This window comes from Archaeoglobus fulgidus DSM 4304 (assembly GCF_000008665.1).
GTDB classification, from domain to species: Archaea; Halobacteriota; Archaeoglobi; order Archaeoglobales; family Archaeoglobaceae; genus Archaeoglobus; species Archaeoglobus fulgidus.
In genome coordinates this window covers 474,196-498,117 of record NC_000917.1, presented here as the reverse complement: position 1 = coordinate 498,117, position 23,922 = coordinate 474,196, and the positions used below count along the sequence as shown (strand labels likewise).

Here is a 23,922-nt window from a genome sequence, read left to right as displayed (position 1 = left end):
TATCACCTCGGGTAAATGTGCCTCTCGTCCAGAATCACCTTCTGACCGAAGAATATCGCTATCGGATGTATGAGCGTCTTGAACGGCAGGTACATCATGTAAATCTGCGCCAAGGTTATGTGCACAAGGAAAAGTGGGTGCGTTGGCGGGTCCACTGGGGAGAGGGTCAGAATTCCTCTAACCCACATCCACATGTGCTCGTGGTCCATGATTCCGCCAATTCTGAGGTAGGCACCGAGAGTAAGGGTGGCCATGAGCAGTATCAGTGCAAAGTAGTCCGCAAAGGTTGAATCGACCTTCGTCTTGTGCATTTCAATTCTCCTGATGAAGAAACCTATCGTTCCAATTGCGGCAGCAACGCCGGCAGCCGCACCGAGGTAGTACTCCATAGGCCCAAGCGATGGAACGAATATGTACTTGGCGTGTAAGCTAAGGCTCACAATCAGACCGATGTGGAAGAGCATCGCCAGAATCCAGATGGAGATGTCAACCTTTCTCGGCCCCGGCAGGACGAAAATCTTCTTCACCAGTCCGAGCAATATTTCAACGGTGTTATGCTTTGCTGGAAATATTGCCCACACTACAGGCCTCGGCATAACCAGCCATTTCACAAAATTGTAAACGAGGGCCAGTGTCATCACTGCCAGCGTTATGTAGGGCAGAATGTTCGCAATAAACCATGCTAATTCTCCAGCCATGGCTTTTTCACCTCCAACGCATTTTTTTCTCTGTCCCACTTATAAAGTTTTCCAAAGATAAGATTCATCTTTAGCATAATAATAATTTAAAAAAAGCATTAATAGACTTTAAATTATTAAATTTTCGTTTTTTATAGCTCATAACCTAAATTGCTGTTTTTTTCGCCTTAAGTCTCTATCTCATACCTTTTAAACCGATATTGAAATTGCAAACATTTGATTTGACCTTTTTAGACTATTAGCTATTGCATGTATATAAAAAATAAAAATTAAATTTTTTATCTTAATTATTAAAAACTTGAGAAAATTTTAAATAATTCAAAAGAGAGAGATTTATTGACGATAAGGAGGTGGTGCAATGATTTGGGTGCAAGCAATTGCTTACTTTGGGATTGCAGTTTTCTTTTTAGTTGTATCGGTGAAGTTTCTGAAGTATCTGTCGATGCCACTGCATCTCAGATGGGAGCTGTATCCCGTCCCGCATGAAAAGTACAGGGCGAAGTACGGAGGAAGCTACTACGAGGAGACCGAATGGTGGAAGAAACCGAGGGAAACATCCTTTGCCGGGGAGCTTAAGGAAATGCTGCTGGAGATGCTCTTCATTAAGAGGGCTTTCGAGTACAACCGCCGCCTGTGGTTCTTAACCTTCCCCTTCCACGCCGGTATTTACCTCATGCTTCTCTGGTTTGCCCTCATTTTCGCTTCTGCAGCTTTTGAAGTATTGTGCGTGGGCTTAGATCTAACAAATGCTGCGTCCATCGTCTTCGGTATCGGCGTCACACTTCTGATTTTCGGCACAACTGCGTTGCTGCTCAACAGGGCGATAGACAGAAAGCTCAGAACCTACAGCTCGCCGGTGGATTACTTCAACCTGCTTTTCATACTTGCCGTAGCTGTTACCGGCCTACTCGCAATGAGGGCTGACATGGAGTTCCAGCATGCCAAAGCCTTTGCCGTCTCGCTGATTACATTCACTCCTACAGGCGAGCTGCCGGCTGCAGTTGCCCTCCACACAGCCCTGCTTTCCCTGCTTGTTGCCTATATCCCCAACACGAAGATGTCCCACTTCATTGCTAAGTACTTCACCTACCATCAGGTGCTGTGGGAAGATACTCCGAACCTCGTAAACTCACCGCTGAGGGAAAGGATTGCGCTTCATCTCGGCTACAAAGTGAAGTGGTCGGCCCCTCACATAAGGGCAGACCTGACATGGGCGGAAGAGGCTACAGCCATCGAACCTGTTCTTGAGGTCAGGGCTCTGGCCGAGAGAAGAAAGAGGAGGTAAAAACAGAGGTAAGGGGATGCCAGAATACATCTTCAACTTTATTTCTTTTGAGGAGTTTTGTGAGGTGGAAAAGAGGATTCTCAGGCTCAGGTTGAGCGAACTTTCCCACGTTCCATTTTCAGAGGAGCCAGAGCTTCAGGAACCAAATCCTGAGTGGAGCGAGAAGTACGTTACTGAGCTTGACGGCTACATAGCCATAGACGAGCCTTGGAAACCGCAGAATGAGGAAGAGGAAAAGGAGCTGGTTGAGAGGTTCCTTTCCGGGCTGAGAAAGCTCCTTGACAGGGAGGCAAACTGGACATTCTTGCAGCCTTTAATGCTTTCTTTGGAGTACTGCGCCCGGTGCCAGACCTGCAGTGAAGCCTGTCCCATTTACGTGTCAAGCGGGAGGAAGGAAATTTACAGCCCCCTCTTCAGGTCAGAGATGTTCAGAAAAATCATCAGGGAAACAAAGGGCGGGAAGAGAAGGGGAAGGCTGACGGTAAAGGCCATTTTGAGGCTCGCTGAACTCGCCTACAGATGCACCCTCTGCAGAAGATGCACCCTCGCATGTCCACTCGGAATAGACAACGGCCTGATAACGAGAGAAATAAGGAAGCTCTTCAGCCAGGAGATGGGAATAGCTCCTTCATCCCTGCACATGCAGGGTAGTGTGCAGCAGCTTGTTGATGGCACATCCGTTGGCTTCACACCCATCGTAATGGAGGATTTTGTCAGAGAGATAGAGTTCATGGTAAGTCAGGTGCTTGGAAGGAGGTACTATCTTCCAGTGGACGTTAAAGGAGTTGACATCCTCCTGATTCACAGCGTTGCGGACTACATCCATCACCCTGAAACCATAGCCGCAATGGCAATCATTTTCGAAATGGCTGGCTATGAGTGGACGCTGAGCAGCAAAGCTCCGGCCCTCGATGCGGTCAATTATGGAATGTGGTATGACGATATACAGCTTGCAAGAATAGCTCTGAGCCATGTTAAAGTAGCGAGTGAGCTTGACGTTGAAAGGATTGTGGTTGGTGAGAGCGGGCATGCGCACAGCACGTTGCTGACGACTTCTGAAAGGTTCTTCGTCGAGCTTTTTCCAGTTGAGAGCTATCTCCCACTTCTGTGGAAAATTGTCAGAAGGAGAGAAATCAAATTTGACGCCGATTTAAACGACTTTCCAGTCACCCTTCATGACCCCTGCTACATAACGAGGTTTACAGGCATAATCAAGCCACAGAGGGACATTCTGAAGGACGTCTGCCCCCAGTTCAGGGAGATGAAGCCAAGCGGCGTGAAAAACTACTGCTGCGGCGGAGGAGGGGGGCTTGCAGTTATCAACACAATGAACTTTCCCGACTTCAGGGCGAGGATAGCGAGCAGGCTTAAAGTTAAGCAGATTGTAGATGCCTTCAACTCTGACGTCAGCGAGAAAGTGCAGAAGTATGTCTGTGCTCCCTGCAGCAACTGCAAGATGACAATAAACCACGCCCTCAAGCATTTTGGCCTCAACAGGTTCAATATGAAGTGTGTGGGAATCCCTGAGATTGTTTTGAACTGTGTTGAGAACGTTGAAAAGAAAATTCTCAGTATTGTTTAGGAGGTGGTTTAATGGTTTGGAGGAAGAAGGACGAGTTGATTACTGTTCAGGATATAGCCTTACCATACGAAAGGCTAGCTTACATACATCTTCAGGATTTGCTGAAGCTCCCCCCACCCTACGACAGCGGGGATGAGCCAGAGCTTCAGGAACCAAATCCTGAGTGGAGCGAGAAGTACGTTACTGAGCTTGACGGCTACATAGCCATAGACGAGCCTTGGAAACCGCAGAATGAGGAAGAGGAAAAGGAGCTGGTTGAGAGGTTCCTTTCCGGGCTGAGAAAGCTCCTTGACAGGGAGGCAAACTGGACATTCTTGCAGCCTTTAATGCTTTCCCTTGAGTACTGCGCCCGGTGCCAGACCTGCAGTGAAGCCTGTCCCATTTTCGTGTCAAGCGGGAGGAAGGAAATTTACAGACCAACCTACAGGTCGGAAGTATTGAGGAGGATAATCAAAAGATACCTACAGCCCACAGGTGGGTTGCTTGGTAAATTTACGGGTGCTGATATCGAGTTGAACGCTCTGACCGTCACAAGGCTCGCTGAACTCGCCTACAGATGCACCCTCTGCAGAAGATGCACCCAAACCTGCCCCCTCGGAATAGACAACGGCCTGATAACGAGAGAAATAAGGAAGCTCTTCAGCCAGGAGATGGGAATAGCTCCTTCATCCCTGCACATGCAGGGGACAGTTCAGCACCTCGAAAAGGGCTCTTCAACGGGCTTAACCACTGAAGGATTTAAAGACATCATCGAGTTCATTGAGGAGGAGATAGAGGAGAGAACGGGAAAGAAGATAAAGATACCCGTGGATGTAAAAGGAGCGGACATCCTTCTCTACCACAATGCAGGAGAATACCTCAGCTGGCCGGAAAACATCGCTGCCTTCGCCATAATCTTCGAGGAAGCAGGGCTGGACTGGACGCTTAGCAGTGAGATGGTTGGCTACGATGCTGTTAACTACGGAGTCTGGTATGATGACGTGCAGTTCTCAAGGATAGCCCTCAAACACGCTGAAATCGCAAGAAAGCTTGATGTAAACAGAATTGTGGTTGGAGAGTGCGGGCATGCACACAAAGCTCTGACAGTCATTGCCGATAGAATTTTCGTAGATGAGTACCAGATACCGAGAGAAAGCTGCCTGCCATTGCTCTGGGACATTGTGAGGAAAAAGAAGCTTAACCTCGACCCGGAGAAGAATAACTTCCCGGTCACACTGCACGATCCGTGCAACGTTGTTAGGCTGATGGGTATTGTCGAGCCGCAGCGCAGGATTCTCAACGAAATCTGCCCGCAGTTCAGGGAAATGCATCCAAACGGGGTTTACAACTACTGCTGTGGTGGCGGTAGCGGTTTCGCCATAATGAACTCCATGAACTTCCCTGAGTTCAGGGTTAAGGTGGCGAGCAGGATGAAGTTTAAGCAAATTCTTGATGCTTTCCAGGACAGCATCTCCCCCGAAATAAACAAGTACGTCTGCGCACCCTGCAGCAACTGCAAGGGGGCAATCAGGGACATTCTCACCCACTACAACGCAACCGAGAAATGCGGAATCTACTACGGCGGGTTGGTGGAGCTAATTGTAAATGCGATGGTTGATATAGAAGAACCATTCATTGAAATGTATTAAACTTTTTTAAAATATTTTTTGCTCCCTGAAATTTTTCTTCCTCTAGCTCATCGAGCAATTCTTCGACTCCAAACCGAGTTTCTTCAGATAACTCTTAAGGATGTCTTCTCTAATTGGATGGACGGAGGCGATGGCCAAGATGTCCTCTTTATTTTTTATTTCAAATTCTCCTTTTTCCGGCTCAATAAGCAGTTCCACATCAACGTGCTTTTTGAAAATCCGTCCCGCCTCAAGCACGAAATCTATCTCCGCACCCCTAACATTTTCTGCAGGGGGCCGGGTGGGGATTGCGAGATACGCTTTATCGGGGCTAACGGATTCGAGAAATTCAGCAATTCTTTCTACCTCCTCCAGAGTTGTCAGACCGTCAATAAGCATGGTTTCGGTTATAAGGGTGCCGTTGTAATCCTCGGCAAACTTTGAAATTCCATCGAGTATATCTTCAAGCTTAAGGGCTGGATGGGGGCGGTTAACTCTTCGCCAGAGCAATTCATCAACGGCATCGACTTTGAGCGAGACTAGGTTGGCTAAGTTCAACTCCAGCCTCACGTCTTCCATAAAAAGCAGGGATGAGTTGGTTACAACTGCAACTCTCCCCAAATCTTTGAGCATCGAAATCTCGGCACCGAGATTTTTTGTCCAGAGTCGGCTCACCATCGGGCACAAAGGTGATGTAGTCGACTTTCTCTTTTCTCACAGCATCTATCCTTCTCCTTACGCTATCTAAAATATCTTTGGGTTCGTAGAACTCTCCCCTCTCCACAGTTGTTTTTGGCGTCCTGCCAAGCTGGCAGTAAACGCAGGAGTAGCTGCAGTGCTTGAAAGGAATGTTGTTAACACCAAGGCTGTTTCCCAGCCTCCTAGAAGGTACGGGCCCAAAAACCAACATTAAGGCACATTTGGTGAAAGAGTTATAAGCTTTTCATGGAAAAATTAAAAATAATCTTCTGCTAACATGAGTTAAGGTGGTCGGTATTAGCTGGCAGATTGTCCTTGCCGTCATAGGAGTGGTAGCGGGATTTATTATAACTGACAAAATTCTAAACATGAAGGGATACAGGGGTAGGGAGATTTTAAGACCCATGGAGCTTGAAGAGCTTTGCAGCCATCTAATGACAAAGTACCTCGTAAGCGTGGCTGCAATTGCAGGCGATAAAAAAATTGTTGAGGGCGTTGACGACTACGAGATTGACGAAATCAGAACTCTGATGAGGAGCATGGGAAGCGAGGAAATTCTGCTCGTTTCGGGAAGCGACTACAGATACGCGATGAGGGGAAACGGTATTTTCATCTACATTAAAGGAAAATTTGTCTCCTTAGAGGATTTTGCAAAGGTCTGGAAGCTGGTTAAGAGCAGCATAGCGGGGGTGGGAGTGTGATTCTCCTTCTGCTTGCTTTAATCTCTGCCACAACTGCCTTTCAGGGCGATGTTGTCAACCTCACCCTCAACGAGCAGGCAACAGTAACCCTTGACGAGTGCATGTACTTTCTCGACACCCTCCAGAACTCCTCCACGCTCCCTCCTGGGGAATATGGGATAAAAATCACGCACTCATGCCTCGGAAACGAGCAAATCGAGATCAGAACGAACACGACAACTGATGTCATCACAATCAAGGTTGAGAAGGACCCAAATCCAGAAGAAAGCTTAGTTGAGGCGGAGAATGAAGTTTTGAGCTTGAGAAAGGAGGTTCAAAGGCTTGAGGGTGAAGTGAGCTACTATAAAAAGCTGTTCGAGGTTTTGAACAAAATAAACGTTGACCTCTACGACAAGCTTCAGAACTTAGCTACCGAAAACGATGAGCTGAAGAGGGAGCTTGAGCTGTACAAGTCTAAGGCGGGAAATTACAGTCAGCTGATTGATGAGCTAAGGTTGGAACTTTCCAAAATGAACGAAACTGTAAGGCAGCTTCAAGCAACCAATGAGGATTTGCAGGCAAACCTGACAAAAATTGATGCGGAGTTATCGAGAGCTTCAGCAAACCTTGAACTTTTCCAGACCCTCTTCTTCGTAACGCTATCCTTTTTAGTCGGCTCCGCCTTCGCACTGATGAGGCGGTAGAATGGAGGTGTTCGTTCTCGGATGTGCAGGCAGCGGTAAGAGCACCTTTGTGAGAAGCTTCTCAGAGTTCCTGCAGGAGAGGGGCTACAGCGTTAAATGCGTTAACCTCGACCCCGCAAGCGACCCGGCTTACCGTGCTGACAAGAACGTAAGAGAATTCGTCAAAACCGAGAACGTTATGGTTGAATACGGGCTTGGCGTTAACGGTGCCCTCATTAAATCCGTCGAGATTGCTTCGGAACACGCTGAAGAGCTGAAGGCGGAAGGGGACTTCGTGCTCTACGACACGCCGGGGCAGCTTGAGCTCTTCATCTACAGTGAAGCGGGGAGAAAGTTCGTTAGGGAGCTTTCGGGGAGCTTTTCCTGCTCGCTCTTTCTGGTCGATTTGACCACAGTCACCGATCCCGAGAGTCTTCTTTCCGCCATAATGCAAGATGTTATCGTTTCCCTTCGCCTCTCTCTTCCAACTTTGACGGCCTTCACCAAGTCGGATGTTGCGGATGTAGATGTCAGGTCATTGCTGGGTGAGATTAAGCACAGAGAGGGTGTGCTCGCTGAGCTGATGGAGAAACTCGTAGATTTTATTGAGCTGACAACTATACCATATAGACCAATAAAAATTTCAAATATTAAAAAAACAGGTTATGAGGAGCTTTTCTCCGCCTTATACGAGCTCTTCTGTGCTGCGGAGACCTGAGCTGACTTTACTCCTCTGGAATCTCGACCTGTCCCTCTTCAATCATCCTTGTGAGTTCCTTCGGGCTTTTGCCCTCAACGGTTATTCCCATCGAGTTGCAGGTTCCGAGGACCTCTTTGACTACCTCTTTAAGCGTGTATGACAGGGACTGCTGCCTCTTTATCCTTGCAATGTTTAGCAGCTGCTCCATCGTGAGGTTTCCAACAACCTCCCTGCCCGGATTGGAGGCTCCCTTTTCAATCCCCAGCTCCCTTTTAATCAGCGCTGAAACTGGAGGGATGCCAACCTCAATCTCAAAGCTTCTGTCGTCCTTGACTATTATTTTGACCGGAACGCTCAACCCCTCGTAGTCCTTCGTAGCCTCGTTTATTTTGTCAACAACCTGCTTCACGTTCAAACCGAGAGGACCTATTGCCGGACCCAAAGGTGGACCCGGAGAAGCCTGACCTCCTGGTACCAGAACCTCTACCACCTGCACCATTTTTACACCTCCTCCTTCTTGTCTATCACTCTCACGTGATCAGCCTTTACCGTTACGGGAATTGGCACAACAGCTTCAAGAAGCTCGACCGTTATTTCATTCTTTGCCTCATCCACCCTTTTGACGATGGCCATTTCACCTTTGAATGGCCCGGAGACGATTTCTACCTTGTCCCCTTCTCTAATTTGCTCTGCGGCCTTCTTCGGGGTCAGAAAGTGCTCTATCTCGCTGAAGCTTATCTCCCCCTTAACAACACCCTTCACGTGCGGCAGACCTCTTATAGCCTTCAAGAGGTCATCAGGTGTTTCAGCCTCGACTATAATGTACCCTTTCAGCTCCTTTGGGGCGAGAATGGAGTATACTTTAAGGTTATGCTTCCTCGCTGCCATGTCCATTAAGTTGGCCACAACCCTCTCCTGGTTGGCTGTTGTCTTAACAGCAAAGAACCTGCTCATTTCAGGGCACCCGGAAGTATTTCCATCAGAATGTAAATAACGAAGCCGACAAAGCCAACTATGAACATTACGGCGAGGGCCACCTTCGCGGTCATTGAGAACTCTTCCCAGTCGGGCTTCCTCGCCATCTTCAGGACATTGTAGTACTCCTTGAGCTTCGACTGTACTTCGTTGATCTGCATGCCGCTAATATCCACAACCTGTTTTTAAAGCTTTATCTTACAAAGTCAATCCCGTACTTTCTTGTGACAGGATAACCCTTCCTACCGAGTATCTGCGGGCTTTTCACACCCGTAACGATGATCAGCGTCCTCATGGTGTTCTCAAGCTCCGGGTCAATCATGGCTCCCCATATGATTCTTGCATCAGGGTCGACCTTGCTGTAAATCTCCTCAATTACGCTCTCAGCCTCCTCAATGGTCATGTCGGGCCCGCCAGTAACGTTGACGAGCGCTGCCTTGGCTCCTGAAACATCCACGTCGAGAAGCGGGCTCTTCAGAGCCTTTCTGACAGACTCCGCAGCCTTGTCCTCACCACTTGCCTCTCCGAGACCAATCATTGCAACTCCGCCCTTCTCCATCACTGTCCTTACATCAGCAAAGTCGAGGTTGATTAGTGCAGGCTTGGTTATAAGCTCCGTAATGCCCTTAACTGCCCTCATCAAAATTTCATCTGCCACCTTAAAGGCGAGCTGCATCGGATAGTTCGGAACTACTTCAAGAAGCCTGTCGTTCGGGATTACGATTACCGTGTCGGCAACCTCCCTCAGCCTCTCCAGTCCAGCTTCGGCGTTCGCCCTTCTTACAGCTCCCTCAGCCGAGAACGGGAAGGTTACGACTGCAATCGTAAGCGCCCCTGCCTCCTGCGCAGCCTCAGCAACAACAGGTGCCGCTCCAGTTCCCGTTCCACCGCCGAGGCCGCAGGTAACGAATACCATATCCGAGCCCTCTACAAGCTTCTTTATCTCGTCCTCGCTTTCTCTCGCAGCCTCCTCGCCAACCTGCGGCAGGCTTCCAGCACCCAGACCTCTGGTTCTTCTTTTCCCTATCAAAATTCTCCTGTTGGCCTTTGTGTAGTAAAGGTGCTGGACATCGGTGTTGAGGGCTATAAGCTCCGCACCCTCTATTCCCTCTTCGTACATTCTTGTTATGGTGTTGCAGCCGCCACCTCCAACGCCTATGACCTTGATTACAGTCTTCAGCTCATGCAGCACTTGCAGTATTTCATCCTCCACGTCCTCAAAACCCCTTCCTTCTATCCTTTCTTTCTTTTCTCTCTCAGCCCTTGCAAGAGCCTCCTCAACGATTGATTTCATGAACATCCCCCATTTCTTTTTCAATTATCAATGCAAGATAGTATATAAATTCTTTGTTCGCTCCGCCCTCTTCCTGTGCTTCTGATGGAAGAGAAATTCTTATAATTTTTTTCGATGTTGGTGAAAGGATGGTGGAAAGGATTGCTGACGGCATCTACAGAATAGAAGTGCCACTAAAGGGAAGCCCTCTCAGGTACACCAATTCGTACCTTGTCATGGATGGTGATGAAGCCCTGCTGATTGATACGGGATTTAACAGGGAATCGTGCTACAGAAGCATAAAGGGAGCCCTGGAAGAGCTGAATGTGAGGAACTTCAGAGTTTTCTGCACGCATATGCATGCGGACCACATGGGCTTGGCGGCAAAACTTGCGGATGAAGTCCTAATGGGAGAGACCGAGGCCAAAATTGTAAGGGAGACGATGGTTGAAGAGGATTACTGGCGGGATTTGCTGAAATTTTACATCAAAAACGGATTTCCCGCAAAAGAAGCTGAGAAGATACTCTCCCTTCATCCGGGAAGGAATTTTTGGGTTAAGGACGATGTCGAGTTCGTTGCAGTTGGGGAAGTGGTTAGAGTTGGCAGCTTCAGGCTCAAAGCCATCGAGACCCCCGGCCACTCTCCCGGCCATACGTGCCTTTACGACGAAAGCAGGAAGATATTCTTCTCTGGAGACCACGTGCTGATAGACATAACACCAAACATAACGTGGTGGCCTTTCCTCGAGGATTCGCTCTCGAGCTACCTGCAAAGCCTTGAGAAAGTCGAAAATCTGGACGTAAAACTCGTTCTTCCTGGCCACAGGCGTAGGTGGAACGACCTGAAAACCAGAGTGGAGGAGATTAAAAAGCACCACTCCAAAAGACTTCGGGAAGCGTTATCTGCCCTGAATACGCCGAAAACAGCCTGGGAGGTTGCACCGAGCATAACATGGGATTTGGTTTATACAAAGTGGGCAGACGTGCACGTCGTGCAGAAATGGTTTGCCGTCGGTGAGACCATTGCCCATTTAGAACACCTGTACCACAAAGGACTTGTCGGTAAGAAGGAGGAGAATGGTGAGATTAGGTACTTCAGAGTTTCCTGAGCTCCACCACCTTCTTCTCCACATCGATGACCGCAAACCTCCCCCACATCACCGGGCCAGGGTTGACGATGAGTTGGGGTGAATCCACTACTCCGTGACTTTCGTGGATATGGCCGCATAGAATTACGTCAAACTCTATCATTCTCTCTCTTATCGCCTCACAGCCAGCGTGCACTCCTGAGTAGGTCCTGTCAAGAAACCCCTTTGGAGGACAGTGAGAGAGGAGAATGTTGAAATCTCTGAGTACAAAGTTGTCCATGATTTCAAGAATTTCCCGCTCAGTGTACTCTGACGGCGTGTTGAAGGGCGTAATTCCGGAGCCACCAACCCCGTGAACTGTGTAGCCGTCAAACTCAACGCTTTTGCCGTGAATGAACTTTAAAGCCTTGTATTTCTCACCCAAGATTGCCTCATGGTCGCAGTTACCGTGCACGGCAAGGCATGAGTCAGTTTGTTCAGAAATAATTTCATCAACCACCTTGGCATCCTTCGGCCTAAATTGCGTGAGGTCTCCGGCGATGAAAACAGCATCGTATTCGGCGGCTTTCAGAATTTTTTCAAGGTTTTGCGTTGAAGAATGAATGTCGGAAAGAAGAAGCACCCTCATATTACGTAGATTTCTCCGTTCTTCGGTGCGTACGCTTCAACTCCAATGTTGTCCTTAATCCACTCTGCAAACGCCTCCGTCTCTTCACCATGAATTGTGAAGACGACCTCTGCCCCTCTGTCAACAACCCTCTTAACGTACTCCTTCAGCTGCCTGTCGTCCGCATGCGCGGAGAAGTCGTACTGCTCGACACCCATTTTAAGCTTCACGACCCTTGTTCCGAGGTTTAGCATGCCCGTTTTTAGTGCCATGTCCCCGTTTGTCCCCTCTACTTGGTAGCCCGTGAGCAGTATCTTCGACTTCTCGTCGTTGTAGAGCCTCGATATGTAGAACATCGCTGGACCGCCGTTGAGCATTCCGGCAGTAGTCACAACGGCTGACGGCTCCTCCAGCACTCTTTCCCTCTGCCTCCACTCGACGGGGATTGCGTTTCTAACGGCCCTCTTGAGCTCCTTCGGGCTTCTGATAAAGTCAGGATGCCTCTGAATAACCTGCGCAACCTCCTTACCCATTCCGTCTACATAGGGAGTTATTCCGTACCTTTCGAGGATCATCAGAACTTCCTGAGTCCTCCCAACCGCAAAGGCGGGGATGATCGCATGACCCCCCATATCAAGTGTGTCAATCACGCTCTCAACAAAGGCTCTTTCAAGCTCCTTTCTGTCAGGGTGCTCAGTCCCGAAGTAAGTGCTCTCGACAATAAGTATGTCCGTCTCGGGATAGTCCGTATTGGCCCCCTCAAGCAGCCTCGTCTCCTCAAGCCTGATGTCTCCTGAGTAGAGAATGTTTACATCCCCTCTCATGTGGATGCTTGCACTACCCGGAATGTGGCCGGCATTGAAAAACTCAACCTCGTAATCTCCCACTGTTATCGGCTCCTCGTACTCAACCTCCCTTATGTTGCTCTCAAACTGCCTAAGCTCTCTCTTGGTGAAGGGAGGGGGGTGCATTATCTTCATCGAGTCCCTCAGCAGTATCATTGAAAGCTCGTGAGATGGAGGGGTGAGAATGACCTCAGGGTCGTAGTACATTAGGTTCGGAGCAACCCCGATGTGGTCGAGATGACCGTGTGAGAGAATTACAGCCCTTGGGGATAAACCATTCAACGGAAATTCAGGAGGGTCAGAAGGTTTTACACCGTAATCAATCATAATACCATCTACCATAACCGCTGACCTTCCAACCTCTCTACATCCTCCAAGAAAGTTAATTGTAGTCATACTTATTGACTTCTCAACTCTGCAATAAATATGTTTCGGCCAAATAATACATTTTTGAGTTTGATAAATCACTCAAGGCGTCTGATTGTGCAATCATCAACGTAGTTTTCGTCGAAAATACCTTTCAGCCTTCCTGAGCAAACAGGACAGTCATCCCTCTCAGGAATGTTGATTGTGAAGAACTCCATCTCGGCAAGGTTTCCCCTTATCAGCCTTCCGATGAGCGGTTCACCACTTCCGGTGATGATTTTAATTACCTCTGCCGCCTGCAAACAGCCAAATGCCCCGGCAGTAGCTCCTAATATGGCCCTTCCACTCTCTTCAGGTGATTTCGGAATGTAGCATCTGTAGCACGGCTTTCCCGTGAAGGTTGCCACCTCCCCTTCCCATGCATACACGGCCGCATGGACGAACGTCTTTTTTAAAATCATGCAAGCATCGTTCAGCAAAAACCTGCTCCTGAAGCTGTCGGGGCAGCCCGCAACAACGTCGTATCGCTCAACGACCTCAAGAACGTTTTCGGGAGTTATTGAGAAGGGGTAAACATCCACCTCAACGTCGGGGTTGAGCTTCTTCACAAATTCTGCGGCCGACTCCGCCTTATTTTCCCCGAGATTCCCAGCGTGTATAATTTGCCTTTGCAAATTGGAAACCTCGACTGTGTCGCCATCAACTATCCCAATTTTTCCCACGCCCGCTGCTGCGAGGTAGGCTATTACCGGGCTACCAAGACCCCCCGCGCCGACCACAAGAACCTTGGCTTTGCTCAACCTTCTCTGTCCCTCCTCCCCAAAAATCATAATCTGCCTGCTGTATTTCTCAAATGTCAAGGTTCTTCACCTCTTTCGAGTGGGCCATTATGAAGTTCCTCCTGCTCTCCACATCCTCGCCCATGAGAATGCTGAAAAGCTCGTCTGCCCTTTTGGCATCCTCAAGAGTTACCTGGATCAAAATTCTGTTTTCCGGGTTCATCGTAGTTTCCCAGAGTTGCTGCGGGTTCATCTCTCCCAAACCCTTGTACCTCTGCACCTCTCCACCACCAACCTGCTCCAGCGTCCTCTTCAGCTCTTCGTCGGAGTAGGCATAGTAGCTCTTCTTCCCCTTCTTTATCTGATACAGCGGGGGCTGGGCTATGTAGAGGTAGCCGCTCTCTATCAGTGGCCTCATGTACCTGTAAAAGAAGGTCAGCAGCAGCGTCCTTATGTGTGCCCCATCGACGTCAGCGTCAGTCATTATTATGATTCTGCGGTATCTTGCCTTTGTTATGTCGAAATCCTTTCCGATCCCAGCACCTATGGCTGAGATTATGGCCTTAATCTCGTCATTTTTAAGCACTCTGGCCATTCCCGCCTTTTCGACGTTTATAATCTTCCCCTTTATCGGAAGGATTGCCTGAAATCTTCTGTCCCTTGCCTGCTTAGCTGAACCCCCGGCAGACTCGCCCTCAACTATGAAAAGCTCCCTCTCCTCAGGATTCTTCGATGAGCAGTCGGCGAGTTTTCCGGGCAGGGTTGTAATCAGCTCGTTCTTCCTCTTTACAAGTTCCTTGGCCCTCTTCGCAGCCTCCCTTGCCTTTTTATTCAAAATAAACTTATTGAGAAGCGTCTCAGCCTGAGCCGGATTCTCTTCAAGCCACCTTAAAACTCCCGAGTAAACCGCAGACTCGACGACAGTCTTGACGTCGCTGTTCGTGAGCTTGGTCTTTGTCTGCCCTTCAAACTGCGGTTCAGGAACTTTGACGCTTATAACAGCCGTAAGCCCCTCCCTTATGTCAACTCCGGTGACAGGCTCAAACTTTTTGAGGTGCTTTTTGCCGTACTCGTTTACCGCTCTTGTAAGCCCCGCTCTAAAGCCTACGACGTGGGAGCCACCTTCTGACGTGTTGATGTTGTTGGCGAAAGCCTGAATGTTCTCGACATCCGAATCCGTGAACTGAATTGCGACCTCAACACTCACTCCGTCCTTAGTGGTCTCAATGTAAATGGGCTCATGGAGAGGCTTTCGATTCCTGTTTAGGCTCCTCACAAGACCGATTATCCCGTCTTCAAAGTGGAACGTCTCTTCCTTACCCTCCCTTTCATCGAATAGTATAATCTTCAATCCGCGGTTGAGATACGCGAGCTCCTTCAGGCGCTGGGCCACTATCTCATACTTGAATTCCGTCGTTTCGAAAATCTCCCTGTCCGGCTTGAACCTCACCGTAGTGCCGTGCTCTTTCGTCTCTCCAAGAACTTCAGTTCGGTGACCGGCTTCCGCGCTGATACTTCTGGTAGTAGATTTTACCGTTTCTTTTGACCCACACCTCCAGCCACTCCGAGAGTGCGTTAACAACCGATACACCAACTCCGTGCAAGCCCCCGGAAACGCGGTAAACCTTCTTCGAGAACTTTCCCCCAGCGTGAAGCTTCGTCATCACTATTTCAAGCGCTGATTTGCCTAACTCGTGCATTTCCGTAGGTATGCCTCGCCCGTTATCCTCTACCGATGCCGAGCCATCTTTGTGAAGACTCACTTTTATTGTATCGCAGTAACCCGCAAGGGCCTCATCAACCGCATTATCAACCACCTCCCAAAGAAGGTGATGAAGTCCACGCACTCCTACTCCACCGATATACATTCCAGGCCTCTTCCTTACAGCTTCGAGGTCGTCAAGAACTTCGATATCCTTTGCCGTGTACTCAACAGCCGTCTGATCAGGACTCACAACTTTTCTACGACATCTTTGTTAATAAGCACTTTGATTTTTAATACGTTATGTATTATTTTATTTTTTTAATTTCAATGAAAAATTAAACTTAAAATAAGATATAGGAATTTTTAAAAGACACAAAAGATATATATAAAACCTCGATTGATTTAAAATATACTTAGAAGTCAAAAAATTTTTAACTTAGTATTTATTTGAATTTAATTAAATATCTCACAAAATGCCATTCTACAAAATTTGTAACTAGACAATATACAATTCATGATAAATACCACAACCTTGGCAATTTTTGCAGTTACCCCCCATTAAACACATCCGAATTCCCTTATTCACATAATTTTTGAAACAACTGAGTTACTCTTTCTTTATGTTTTAGGAAATCCTAAAAATTTTTGTTACAAAAATTGTGTAACATAATTTTAGACAAGATGTATAATTATATTGCTAAAATATCGGTGGATTTTTTTATTTTTTAAAGCCTATTATAATATCACAAAATTTAATAAAAAAATTATTTTTATGGTATATTAAAGAATTAAATAACTTATAAATTAAACTGCAATAATAATCAAATCAGCATAACTACAACCAACAACCTGAAAAAGTGACCCTTCAAAAAACGGACTATTGCCTTTTTTCTTGGTCGCGAGAGTTGAAGATGAAGTAGATTTTTCGACCAACCTTCTTTTTCTTGACAAGCTTCAAGTCAGCCATCAGGTTCAGGTAGTAGCTTTCCGTGGACCTTTTACGCCCGGTAATTTTGGCTATGTCCTCAGCAGTTGCCTCCCCAAGCCTAAGCAGAGCCACAGCAGTTTTGCGTATGTTTTCGGGTAGGTCGGTCATCATCATGTGCTATTAAGATGCACTTGTATTTAAGCTTTTCCAAAAAGTTACCAGTTATGAGTACAAACCTTTGGTACAATTTCATATTATGGTAAAAGCATTGCAACTTAGTTGCAATCAAACTAAACAATTAACTGTTTAAGATTTTCCGAATATCTTTATAAATGTTGCTGTCGAGGCGGGGGCATGTACTATACAAGAATCACGCAAATTGAGCGATTAACTGACGAGGTGGCTACACTGTACTTCAGTATCAGCCTGCGGTCTTACCCCGGTCAGTTCGTAATGGTTTACGTTCCGGGTTGTGAGGAAATACCACTCAGCCTATCCTCCTCAAATTCGGTAACGGTGAAGGCCGTTGGCGAGACCACCGCAAGTCTGATTAATGCAAAAGAGGGGCAGTATGTCGGTGTAAGGGGTGCGTTCGGCAGCGCCTTCACGCCATCAAAGCGCGCCCTTATCGTTGCGGGGGGTATTGGAATTGCACCAATGAAGTATCTTTACGAGTACCTGATGAAATGCGGCTCAAAAGTGAGTGTTGTTTATGGCGAGAGAACCGCCAAAAACTTATTTTGGCTTGATAAATTTGACAGAATCACGGTTACAACCGAGGACGGAAGTTTTGGTTTAAAGGGAACCGTTTTAGATGCCCTAAAGCTTGAAAAGCTCGATGAATACGAAAAAATCTACGTTTGCGGAAGCGAGGGGATGCTGAGAGCAACATACGACTTTTTGAAGGAGAGGGATGCACTTGACAAGGCTGAGTTCTCGCTTGAAAGGTACATGAGGTGCGGCATTGGTGTTTGTGGCTCTTGCGTGATAGAGAATGGTCTGAGAGTTTGCGCTGATGGGCCGGTTTTTAATGCCTCCGAACTGCCGTGGTAACAATATTTAAATTCACTGAAATAGGAAGGGAGAAGGATGAAAGAAAAGAGGCTAATCATAAAGAGAAGTGGTTATCCTTCTAAGGGCGAGATTGTCATAGGAACGGTTAAGAGGGTGCTCGATTTTGGAGCCTTTGTTTCCCTTGATGAGTACGAGGGCAGAGAAGGGATGGTTCACATTAGCGAGGTCGCGTCAGGTTGGATTAAGGACATCAGGGAGCACGTCAAAAAAGGACAGAAGGTAATATGCAAGGTACTCGATGTAAATCCGAAAAGAGGGCACATTGACCTCTCGATAAAGGACGTCAACGAGAGGCAGAGAAGGGAGAAGCTTCAGCAGTGGAAGAACGAGATGAAGGCATTCAAGTGGCTCGAAATAATCGGCGAAAAGCTGAATATCGATTTCAAGGAGCTTGAGAAAATCGGGAAGAAACTCATGAAGGAGTACGATTCCGTTTACTCCGCCTTCGAGGAGGCTGCTTTTGAGGGATATGAGGTTCTCGCTCCCATTGTAGGGGAAGAGTTTGCCAAGGAGATGGCGGAGATAGCCAGGGAGAACATAAAGCCCAAAAGGGTTAAGGTTAGAGGGTACTTCGAGCTTAAGAGCAGCGCTTCTGACGGAATCGAGAGGATAAAAAAGGCCCTTCTTGAGGCCAAAAAGGCTCTGGTAAATGGTGTGGAGATGAAGCTTGAGTACGTCGGCGCACCCAAGTACAGAATCGTCGTAGAGGCGGATGATTACAAAACCGCCGAAAACGTTTTGAAGAAGGCCACAGAAAATGTACTGAAAGCGATCAAAAAGCTTGGTGGAGAGGGCAACTTCATCAGGGAAGCGGCATGAAGGTTTTGATGCGAAAGTGCGGAAAATGCGGAAGGTACACGCTGAAGGAGAGATGTCCTGTGTGCGGTGAGAGGACTCACATGCCAATCCCACCGAGATTTTCGATTGAAGACCCTTACGGTAAGTACAGGAGAAAGTTGAGGAAGGAAATTGGATTTTTCAGCTTTCGGAGGTGAATGAATGTTAGAAAAGGTTGATGTAAGATTTTTGAAATCCCCGGAGGAGGTGGGGCTTGAAAACCCCGTCTTCATAGAGGGGCTTCCCGGCATTGGGCACGTAGGCAAGCTCGTTGCTGATCACTTGGTTAACGAGTTGAAGGCTGAGAAGGTGGTTGAGATTTACTCCCACTACTTCCCACCGCAGGTGATGGTTCTTGAGGATGGGACAATAAGGATGCCCAAGAATGAGGTTTACGCCTGGAAATCAGACGGTAACGGTACGGATTTGTTGATACTCGTTGGGGACTTCCAGAGCATAAGCAACGAGGGGCACTTCGAGCTCGTCAACGCATACATTGATGTTGCCAAGAAATTCTCGGCGAGAATGATTTACACGCTTGGAGGATACGGCGTGGGAAAGCTCGTTGAGGAGCCGTACGTGATTGGGGCTGCAAACTCTCCTGAAATTGTGGAGGAGCTTAAGAGCTACGGGGTGAAGTTCGAGCCCGGAGAACCGGGAGGGGGAATAATAGGCGCATCGGGTCTTTTGCTCGGAGTGTCGGAGCTCGAAGGGATTCCCGCTGCATGTCTCATGGGTGTTACATCAGGCTACATGGTCGATCCGAAGAGCGCGAAGGTCGTTCTCGACGTGCTGTGCAAAATGCTGAGTCTTGAAGTCTCCGTTGAGGCCCTTGAGGAAAGGGCCAAGGAGATGGAAAAAATAATCGCCCAAATCAAAGAGATGCAGGAGATGGCTGTTCAGCAGTGGAAGAGCGACGAAGATTTGAGATACTTTAGATGAGGTATCCAGAAATAGATATCGCCAGAGGAGCGGCAGTAATCTTAATGCTCCTCTTTCACTCTTTTTTCGACGCGCATTACTTCGGCAAAATAGAGCTTTCGGGGGATTTCTGGTACTACTTTCCGAGATTCATCGGCGGAATGTTTATTTTCATCTCAGGATATACTCTGTCCGTAGTCAAACCTGATTTTAGCAGGCTGAAGAGGAAGGTTTTAAAGCTTGCCGCCCTCTCTTTGGCGATTACAGCAGTTACCTTGGTGTTCGTCCCGGAAAAAACTGTTGTTTTCGGGATAATACACTTCTTCACTCTTGCCACACTTCTCGGCTACCTGTTTCTGAGATTTCCAAAAATTCAGCTTCCCGCGGGAATAGCGCTTTTCTTTGCAGGAATAGCTCTCAACCAGATAAGAGTGGGAACGAATATGCTTGTGTGGCTCGGACTAATGCCTTACGGCTTCACCACCCTTGATTACTATCCCTTACTGCCCTGGTTCGGGGTTTTCCTCCTAGGAATGTTTTTCGGAAATGTAGCCAGGCCAAAGGGTGCTAACCTTAACGTTCCGGTTGTTTCTTTCCTGGGCAAAAACTCCCTGAAAATTTACGTGATTCAACATCCGGTAATCATCCTGCTTCTGCATCTGTATTTTGGGGACATTCTTCAGCAGATTTTTTAGATTTCAAAGCATCCTCCACCGCCCTCGAACCGAAGTAAAATGCCACTACAACCATGAAGGCCCACTTCAAGCCGTCAATAAGTGCACCAACCTCTTCAGTAAGCTCAAGTTTTCCGGAGAGCACCATCGAAAGCGTTCCAAAGTAAAAGCTGGTGGTTACAATTGCTATAGTTCTTCTTATTTCCTTTTTGTTCAGATTGCCAAGGGGCCATTTGAAAAGCACCAGGAAAATTATGAAAAGGAAGGATGCAAGCAGCACTATGGTTGCGAGGGATAGGAGCCTCTGGTCAACTGAAAACAGTCCCTCCTTGAAAAGGAAATATGCAAGCAGAATTATTGTTAAAAGCGATATTATTCTTTGGACTATGTCCGTTGCGGATGTCTTGGCATTGTCAGACATGTCAGTTCATCATCGTAAACTTACTTAAACATTTCGCTTAGCTTTAGCAGAACATCCCTTGCCTTCTCAACGTCCGCAAGCCTGACCCTCTCCCTTACAGTATGGCAGAGGTGAAGCTCTCCCGGCCCCCAAACCACTACATCGTACCTGTCTTTCAGGTTTAGGGCATCAGTCCACGATGGCATAACGGTATGCTCAACCTCAAGACCCGCAGCCCTCATCGCCCGCTCCAGAAACCCAGCGACCTCCTTGCTGATGAAGCCTTCGTACGCATTGGAGACCTCGTATTTCCCGTAGTTACTGAGAAACTCGATTTCCTTTAGCGCTTCCTCCAGCTTAGTTTCCGGCTCTATCAGAACATCTAGCTTCACCATGCAGTAATCGGGGATGACGTAGTCATCGCTCCCGCCCGCAATTTTGAGAGGTGTAACCTTAAAATGCTTTTTAAGCTCGCTAATCATCTCAAAGGCCTTTTCTATGGCGTTGACACCCATTTCAGGGTAGGAGCCGTGGCTTTGCACACCCTTAACTTCGACCGTTAAGTCGAGGTTTCCGTAATGCCTCGAAGCGATTTTAAGATCCGTGGGCTCCATCACAACCGCCATACTGCCGTAACTCCACTTCTCGGCGAACTCCTTCGAGCCCTTTCCTCCTTCTTCTTCATCGCAGAAGAAGGCAATGGTGAAGTCAACACCCCGTTCTGCGGCCTCAAGAATCGCAGCTACGCTCGCCTTCGCATCGCACACGCCGGTTCCGTAGGCGTAAACACCATCCGTGCTGAAGGGGGCCTTCACAGGAGTTGTGTCGAGATGCGTTGAGACTATCAGCTCTGATTTCGATTTGGTGGAGATGAAGTACTGTCCCTCTACCACGCTGTAACCTTTGCTTTCGAGAAAATCCCTCACGAAGTCTTTAATCTCATGCTCACTTCCGGTGGGTGACTCGATCTCGACGAGCTTTTTCAAAAGCATAATCGTAGCTCTTAAAAGCCCAGTATATAAGCCTGATTCGTGGAGATAAGAAGGGCTGACAAAGACGACCTCGACGACTTCGTGAGGGTTTACGTCGAATCCTACAGGGGGCTTGAGGATTATGCGTACACGAGAAAAAGGGACGTAAAGAATTACTTCAAGTGGTTGCTTTCCAGGGACAAGGATGGTGTGATGGTCGCTGAAATCGATGGTGAGGCGGTTGGATTTGTCGCGTGCGACACGAACTGGTTCAGCATATTCGAGCGAAAAAAGGTGGGGGAGATACACGAACTTTTTGTCCTTCCTGAATTTAGGGGGGAGGGGATTGGCGCAAAGCTAATGGAAAAGGCCTTGGAATACGCTCTCGAAAGGAACAGAAAAGTTGCCGAACTGTGGGTGGGCAGAACAAACTACAGGGCGAGAAGGTTCTACGCCTCGCAGGATTTGAGGAGGCCGGAGAGTGGGGGAAGTGGGTCAGAATGAGAAAAGTGTTGGTACGCTGAACTTACCCATCAAGCTTTCGAAAAAATGGCGTCGGGATTACAACGTCCTCAGCTGGCTCGTCCGCTACCCTTCTCACGTAAACTCTACCGTATTCACCCCACGTTTCGGCAAGAGCCTCCATCTCATTTTTGCTTCCAAAAGCCACGTAACTTGGACCGTTGCCGGAAATACCGCAGCAAATTCCCTTTTCCCACCCTTTCTCGGCGATTTCCAAAGGATAGCCCAACATTTTGCAGATGTACTCCGTGTTAAGCTTCATAGCTTTGCAGTACTCACCCCTCATAGCCGCCTCTACCGCCCCTTCAACCTCGCTCGCCCTCTCCCTCAACCTCCTCCAGTCCACTTTGCCTCTGCTGAATTTGGGTATTAGCACAGCCGAGTAACCTTCAAATTCGTCGGTTCTAATCAGCCTCATTTTCCTGTTGTCTGAAACTACAAATCCGCCGAGCATAGAAGCGGAGGCGTCGTCAAACGCTCCCGTGTAGCTAATTCCTGCTTCGAGAGAAAACCTCGCGTTCGACCTGAGAATCTCAAAGGCGTTGAGCTCTTCACCCTTCATTTTTTTGACCGCACATATGAGTGCGTTCACGAAGGCGCTGCTGCTCCCCAATCCGCTACCACCCGGAATCTCGGACTCCACGATAACTTCTGCCGTGACATCCATCGAGTTGAGAATTCTCTCAGCGACAATGCTCCTTCTCTCTACTCCGTTAACAAAAACTTTGAGCTCGTCGGAAGGCCTTAGCTTTACGATTGTGTGCATTTCTATGCCGAATGCCGAGCCTATCCCCGTTGGCAGTGCGTTTAAAACAGTTCCTGCAGCGTAGGCTTTTGCTCTCATCACACCACTTCTTCGAAAGCAGCGAAAAGAGCTATTCTTTCCCTAACCAGCAAGGGAAGCTTCTCCAGCCCCGCAATTTCAAGCTCCTCATCGGTTATCCCGTAGTGCTTCACAACCGCCTCTGCATCATATTCGGGCCTGAATTCTATCTCCTTGAAACCCTCCATCTTGCTCTCGTCGAGGATTACCGCAGCAACCCTGTTGAGTCCCTTTTTAACTCCAAGCTTCAGAGCGTCCTTTATCTGTCTCGTTGCAGCATAGTGGAGCAGTATCTCTATTGGAAGGGATCTTGAAATTCGTCTACCTTTCTGCCAGTTCTTTAACGCCTTGTTCGCGGCAAACTCGACGACCTCAAGCGAAACTACGTACTTTGAGTCGATAAACGCAGCGTAGTCTGCCCTAAAAGCTGATGGGTCTTCGACGTAAATTTCCCCGAATGCAACTCTCATAGAACCCTCATTACCGACTCCATCTTTATGCCCTTGTCCGTCAATTCATACCTCAGGATAGCCTTTGGAACAAGTATTCCCTTGAACTTTACGACCTTCAGCCTCCTCTGGACCTCGTTTTCAACCTCTTTCAGCGTAAGCTCGATAACTCCGTCCGAGTAGTGCTTTACAGTTGTTTCAGTTCTCGGATCAAACATGCCCTTCGTAACGAGGAGCATCACAACAGACTGGTTCCTTTTGGCATAATTTGAGAGAACGTCAATGAGGGCTATGACATCTTCGATGGGATAGTTGGCGAGGAAGTACGTAAAGTTGTTGATAACAACCCTCTCGAACTCTTCGTGGCTGAGTATTGTTTTAATTCCTCCGATTGGATCGTAAATGGTTTTTCTGAGAAAGTCCTTGGCATCCTTCTCCCCCTCCTCCTGCTGCATGGACGCTCTCAGGCTCAGCAGGGTAATGTTCTCCCAGACCGCCTCGTCAAGGTCGAAGTAGAGGTTGATGTACTCCCTGATCTCCTCGCTGCTGTCATCTGTAGCAAGGTAAAATACGTTCTCGCCATGCGTGGCTCCCTCAACCGTGAAGTGGTAGGACAGCACATCCGCCCCGGCACCGGGCTCCTCGAAGACGGAAACGACGCTACCTGCTGGCATTCCCCCGCCTAGCTGCGTGTCGAGTGGAAGTATCCCTGTCTTCACGAGTTTCATCGTTTAAGGATTTGTCCGCTTAA

Annotated in this window: 28 protein-coding genes and 1 pseudogene; 13 read left to right on the top strand and 16 right to left on the bottom strand. The window is 48.0% G+C overall.

Going from position 1 to position 23,922, the window contains the following annotated elements; all coding sequences use genetic code 11:
- Positions 1 to 2 precede the first annotated feature (2 nt).
- Positions 3 to 737, bottom strand: a complete 735-nt coding sequence (locus tag AF_RS02775; RefSeq protein WP_010878053.1) for a respiratory nitrate reductase subunit gamma — start codon at positions 735 to 737, stop codon at positions 3 to 5.
- 319 nt (positions 738 to 1,056) lie between these two features.
- On the opposite strand from AF_RS02775, the gene AF_RS02770 reads away from it, so the two are divergent.
- Genes AF_RS02770 through AF_RS02760 form a run of 3 tightly spaced genes read left to right on the top strand, consistent with a single transcriptional unit; the run spans position 1,057 to position 5,193 of the window.
- Positions 1,057 to 1,983: a respiratory nitrate reductase subunit gamma gene (locus tag AF_RS02770; RefSeq protein ID WP_010878052.1), complete on the top strand. Its 927-nt coding sequence runs from the start codon at positions 1,057 to 1,059 to the stop codon at positions 1,981 to 1,983.
- A 16-nt stretch (positions 1,984 to 1,999) separates the two neighbouring features.
- Complete coding sequence (locus AF_RS02765; protein ID WP_010878051.1) at positions 2,000 to 3,565, top strand: (Fe-S)-binding protein; 1,566 nt, start codon at positions 2,000 to 2,002, stop codon at positions 3,563 to 3,565.
- 11 nt (positions 3,566 to 3,576) lie between these two features.
- Positions 3,577 to 5,193: a (Fe-S)-binding protein gene (locus tag AF_RS02760; RefSeq protein WP_010878050.1), complete on the top strand. Its 1,617-nt coding sequence runs from the start codon at positions 3,577 to 3,579 to the stop codon at positions 5,191 to 5,193.
- Positions 5,194 to 5,235: 42 nt separating this feature from the next.
- Here AF_RS02760 and AF_RS02755 read toward each other — a convergent pair whose 3' ends face one another.
- Positions 5,236 to 5,850 (bottom strand): radical SAM protein, encoded by a 615-nt coding sequence (locus AF_RS02755; protein WP_231487586.1) that lies wholly within the window; start codon positions 5,848 to 5,850, stop codon positions 5,236 to 5,238.
- Between the two features lie 308 nt (positions 5,851 to 6,158).
- Here AF_RS02755 and AF_RS02750 point away from each other — a divergent pair, with 308 nt between their 5' ends.
- The 3 genes from AF_RS02750 to AF_RS02740 are packed head-to-tail and all read left to right on the top strand — an operon-like array spanning position 6,159 to position 7,952.
- The gene (locus AF_RS02750; protein ID WP_010878048.1) at positions 6,159 to 6,572 is read left to right on the top strand and encodes a hypothetical protein; all 414 of its coding nucleotides are present in this window, start codon (positions 6,159 to 6,161) and stop codon (positions 6,570 to 6,572) included.
- Positions 6,569 to 7,255 carry a hypothetical protein gene (locus tag AF_RS02745; RefSeq protein ID WP_010878047.1) on the top strand — a complete coding sequence of 229 codons (687 nt, stop codon included), beginning with the start codon at positions 6,569 to 6,571 and terminating at the stop codon, positions 7,253 to 7,255. The genes AF_RS02750 and AF_RS02745 overlap by 4 nt, the downstream gene beginning before the upstream one ends.
- 1 nt (position 7,256) lies before the next feature.
- Positions 7,257 to 7,952, top strand: a complete 696-nt coding sequence (locus AF_RS02740) for an ATP/GTP-binding protein (protein WP_010878046.1) — start codon at positions 7,257 to 7,259, stop codon at positions 7,950 to 7,952.
- 7 nt (positions 7,953 to 7,959) lie between these two features.
- Here AF_RS02740 and AF_RS02735 read toward each other — a convergent pair whose 3' ends face one another.
- From AF_RS02735 to ftsZ, 4 genes are read right to left on the bottom strand one after another with little or no spacing between them, the layout of a single operon-like run.
- Complete coding sequence (locus AF_RS02735) at positions 7,960 to 8,433, bottom strand: 50S ribosomal protein L11 (RefSeq protein WP_010878045.1); 474 nt, start codon at positions 8,431 to 8,433, stop codon at positions 7,960 to 7,962.
- Between the two features lie 2 nt (positions 8,434 to 8,435).
- Positions 8,436 to 8,888 carry a transcription elongation factor Spt5 gene (locus AF_RS02730; protein WP_010878044.1) on the bottom strand — a complete coding sequence of 151 codons (453 nt, stop codon included), beginning with the start codon at positions 8,886 to 8,888 and terminating at the stop codon, positions 8,436 to 8,438.
- A complete protein-coding gene (locus AF_RS02725; protein WP_048064250.1) occupies positions 8,885 to 9,070 on the bottom strand; it encodes a protein translocase SEC61 complex subunit gamma in 186 nt (61 codons plus the stop codon). Before AF_RS02725 ends, AF_RS02730 begins: the two co-directional genes overlap by 4 nt.
- A gap of 32 nt (positions 9,071 to 9,102) precedes the next feature.
- Complete coding sequence (gene ftsZ, locus AF_RS02720; RefSeq protein ID WP_048064630.1) at positions 9,103 to 10,203, bottom strand: cell division protein FtsZ; 1,101 nt, start codon at positions 10,201 to 10,203, stop codon at positions 9,103 to 9,105.
- Positions 10,204 to 10,331: 128 nt separating this feature from the next.
- Here ftsZ and AF_RS02715 point away from each other — a divergent pair, with 128 nt between their 5' ends.
- Complete coding sequence (locus tag AF_RS02715; RefSeq protein ID WP_010878041.1) at positions 10,332 to 11,291, top strand: MBL fold metallo-hydrolase; 960 nt, start codon at positions 10,332 to 10,334, stop codon at positions 11,289 to 11,291.
- Here AF_RS02715 and AF_RS02710 read toward each other — a convergent pair.
- From AF_RS02710 to AF_RS02690, 5 genes and pseudogenes are all read right to left on the bottom strand, one after another.
- Complete coding sequence (locus AF_RS02710) at positions 11,278 to 11,898, bottom strand: metallophosphoesterase (RefSeq protein WP_010878040.1); 621 nt, start codon at positions 11,896 to 11,898, stop codon at positions 11,278 to 11,280. The two genes, AF_RS02715 and AF_RS02710, sit on opposite strands and share 14 nt — an antisense overlap.
- Positions 11,895 to 13,118 (bottom strand): MBL fold metallo-hydrolase, encoded by a 1,224-nt coding sequence (locus tag AF_RS02705; protein WP_010878039.1) that lies wholly within the window; start codon positions 13,116 to 13,118, stop codon positions 11,895 to 11,897. The genes AF_RS02710 and AF_RS02705 overlap by 4 nt, the downstream gene beginning before the upstream one ends.
- Before the next feature lie 68 nt (positions 13,119 to 13,186).
- Entirely contained in the window at positions 13,187 to 13,948 is a 762-nt protein-coding gene (locus AF_RS02700) for a HesA/MoeB/ThiF family protein (RefSeq protein ID WP_231487584.1), read from the bottom strand.
- Positions 13,938 to 15,822, bottom strand: a pseudogene (gyrB, locus tag AF_RS02695) (DNA topoisomerase (ATP-hydrolyzing) subunit B). Before gyrB ends, AF_RS02700 begins: the two are co-directional and overlap by 11 nt.
- Before the next feature lie 627 nt (positions 15,823 to 16,449).
- Complete coding sequence (locus AF_RS02690) at positions 16,450 to 16,674, bottom strand: helix-turn-helix domain-containing protein (RefSeq protein ID WP_010878036.1); 225 nt, start codon at positions 16,672 to 16,674, stop codon at positions 16,450 to 16,452.
- A 180-nt stretch (positions 16,675 to 16,854) separates the two neighbouring features.
- Between AF_RS02690 and AF_RS02685 the strand changes: the two genes are divergently transcribed.
- From AF_RS02685 to AF_RS02665, 5 genes are read left to right on the top strand one after another with little or no spacing between them, the layout of a single operon-like run.
- Positions 16,855 to 17,553 (top strand): dihydroorotate dehydrogenase electron transfer subunit, encoded by a 699-nt coding sequence (locus AF_RS02685; protein ID WP_010878035.1) that lies wholly within the window; start codon positions 16,855 to 16,857, stop codon positions 17,551 to 17,553.
- Positions 17,554 to 17,589: 36 nt separating this feature from the next.
- Positions 17,590 to 18,393: a translation initiation factor IF-2 subunit alpha gene (locus AF_RS02680; protein ID WP_010878034.1), complete on the top strand. Its 804-nt coding sequence runs from the start codon at positions 17,590 to 17,592 to the stop codon at positions 18,391 to 18,393.
- Positions 18,390 to 18,569 (top strand): RNA-protein complex protein Nop10, encoded by a 180-nt coding sequence (locus AF_RS02675; RefSeq protein ID WP_010878033.1) that lies wholly within the window; start codon positions 18,390 to 18,392, stop codon positions 18,567 to 18,569. Before AF_RS02680 ends, AF_RS02675 begins: the two co-directional genes overlap by 4 nt.
- 4 nt (positions 18,570 to 18,573) lie before the next feature.
- Positions 18,574 to 19,353 carry a proteasome assembly chaperone family protein gene (locus tag AF_RS02670; protein WP_010878032.1) on the top strand — a complete coding sequence of 260 codons (780 nt, stop codon included), beginning with the start codon at positions 18,574 to 18,576 and terminating at the stop codon, positions 19,351 to 19,353.
- Positions 19,350 to 20,027 (top strand): heparan-alpha-glucosaminide N-acetyltransferase, encoded by a 678-nt coding sequence (locus AF_RS02665; protein ID WP_010878031.1) that lies wholly within the window; start codon positions 19,350 to 19,352, stop codon positions 20,025 to 20,027. The genes AF_RS02670 and AF_RS02665 overlap by 4 nt, the downstream gene beginning before the upstream one ends.
- Here AF_RS02665 and AF_RS02660 read toward each other — a convergent pair.
- Positions 19,975 to 20,427, bottom strand: coding sequence for a hypothetical protein (locus tag AF_RS02660; RefSeq protein WP_010878030.1), 453 nt, complete (start codon positions 20,425 to 20,427; stop codon positions 19,975 to 19,977). The two genes, AF_RS02665 and AF_RS02660, sit on opposite strands and share 53 nt — an antisense overlap.
- Before the next feature lie 20 nt (positions 20,428 to 20,447).
- Positions 20,448 to 21,398 (bottom strand): M20/M25/M40 family metallo-hydrolase, encoded by a 951-nt coding sequence (locus AF_RS02655; protein WP_010878029.1) that lies wholly within the window; start codon positions 21,396 to 21,398, stop codon positions 20,448 to 20,450.
- A 39-nt stretch (positions 21,399 to 21,437) separates the two neighbouring features.
- Here AF_RS02655 and AF_RS02650 point away from each other — a divergent pair, with 39 nt between their 5' ends.
- Positions 21,438 to 21,881 (top strand): GNAT family N-acetyltransferase, encoded by a 444-nt coding sequence (locus AF_RS02650; protein WP_010878028.1) that lies wholly within the window; start codon positions 21,438 to 21,440, stop codon positions 21,879 to 21,881.
- 22 nt (positions 21,882 to 21,903) lie between these two features.
- Here AF_RS02650 and AF_RS02645 read toward each other — a convergent pair whose 3' ends face one another.
- From AF_RS02645 to AF_RS02635, 3 genes are read right to left on the bottom strand one after another with little or no spacing between them, the layout of a single operon-like run.
- Complete coding sequence (locus AF_RS02645; protein ID WP_048064249.1) at positions 21,904 to 22,743, bottom strand: shikimate kinase; 840 nt, start codon at positions 22,741 to 22,743, stop codon at positions 21,904 to 21,906.
- On the bottom strand, positions 22,743 to 23,192 hold the full coding sequence (cgi121, locus tag AF_RS02640) for a KEOPS complex subunit Cgi121 (RefSeq protein ID WP_010878026.1): 450 nt from the start codon (positions 23,190 to 23,192) through the stop codon (positions 22,743 to 22,745). The genes AF_RS02645 and cgi121 overlap by 1 nt, the downstream gene beginning before the upstream one ends.
- Positions 23,189 to 23,899 (bottom strand): RAD55 family ATPase, encoded by a 711-nt coding sequence (locus AF_RS02635; protein WP_010878025.1) that lies wholly within the window; start codon positions 23,897 to 23,899, stop codon positions 23,189 to 23,191. Before AF_RS02635 ends, cgi121 begins: the two co-directional genes overlap by 4 nt.
- Between the last annotated feature and the right edge of the window lie 23 nt (positions 23,900 to 23,922).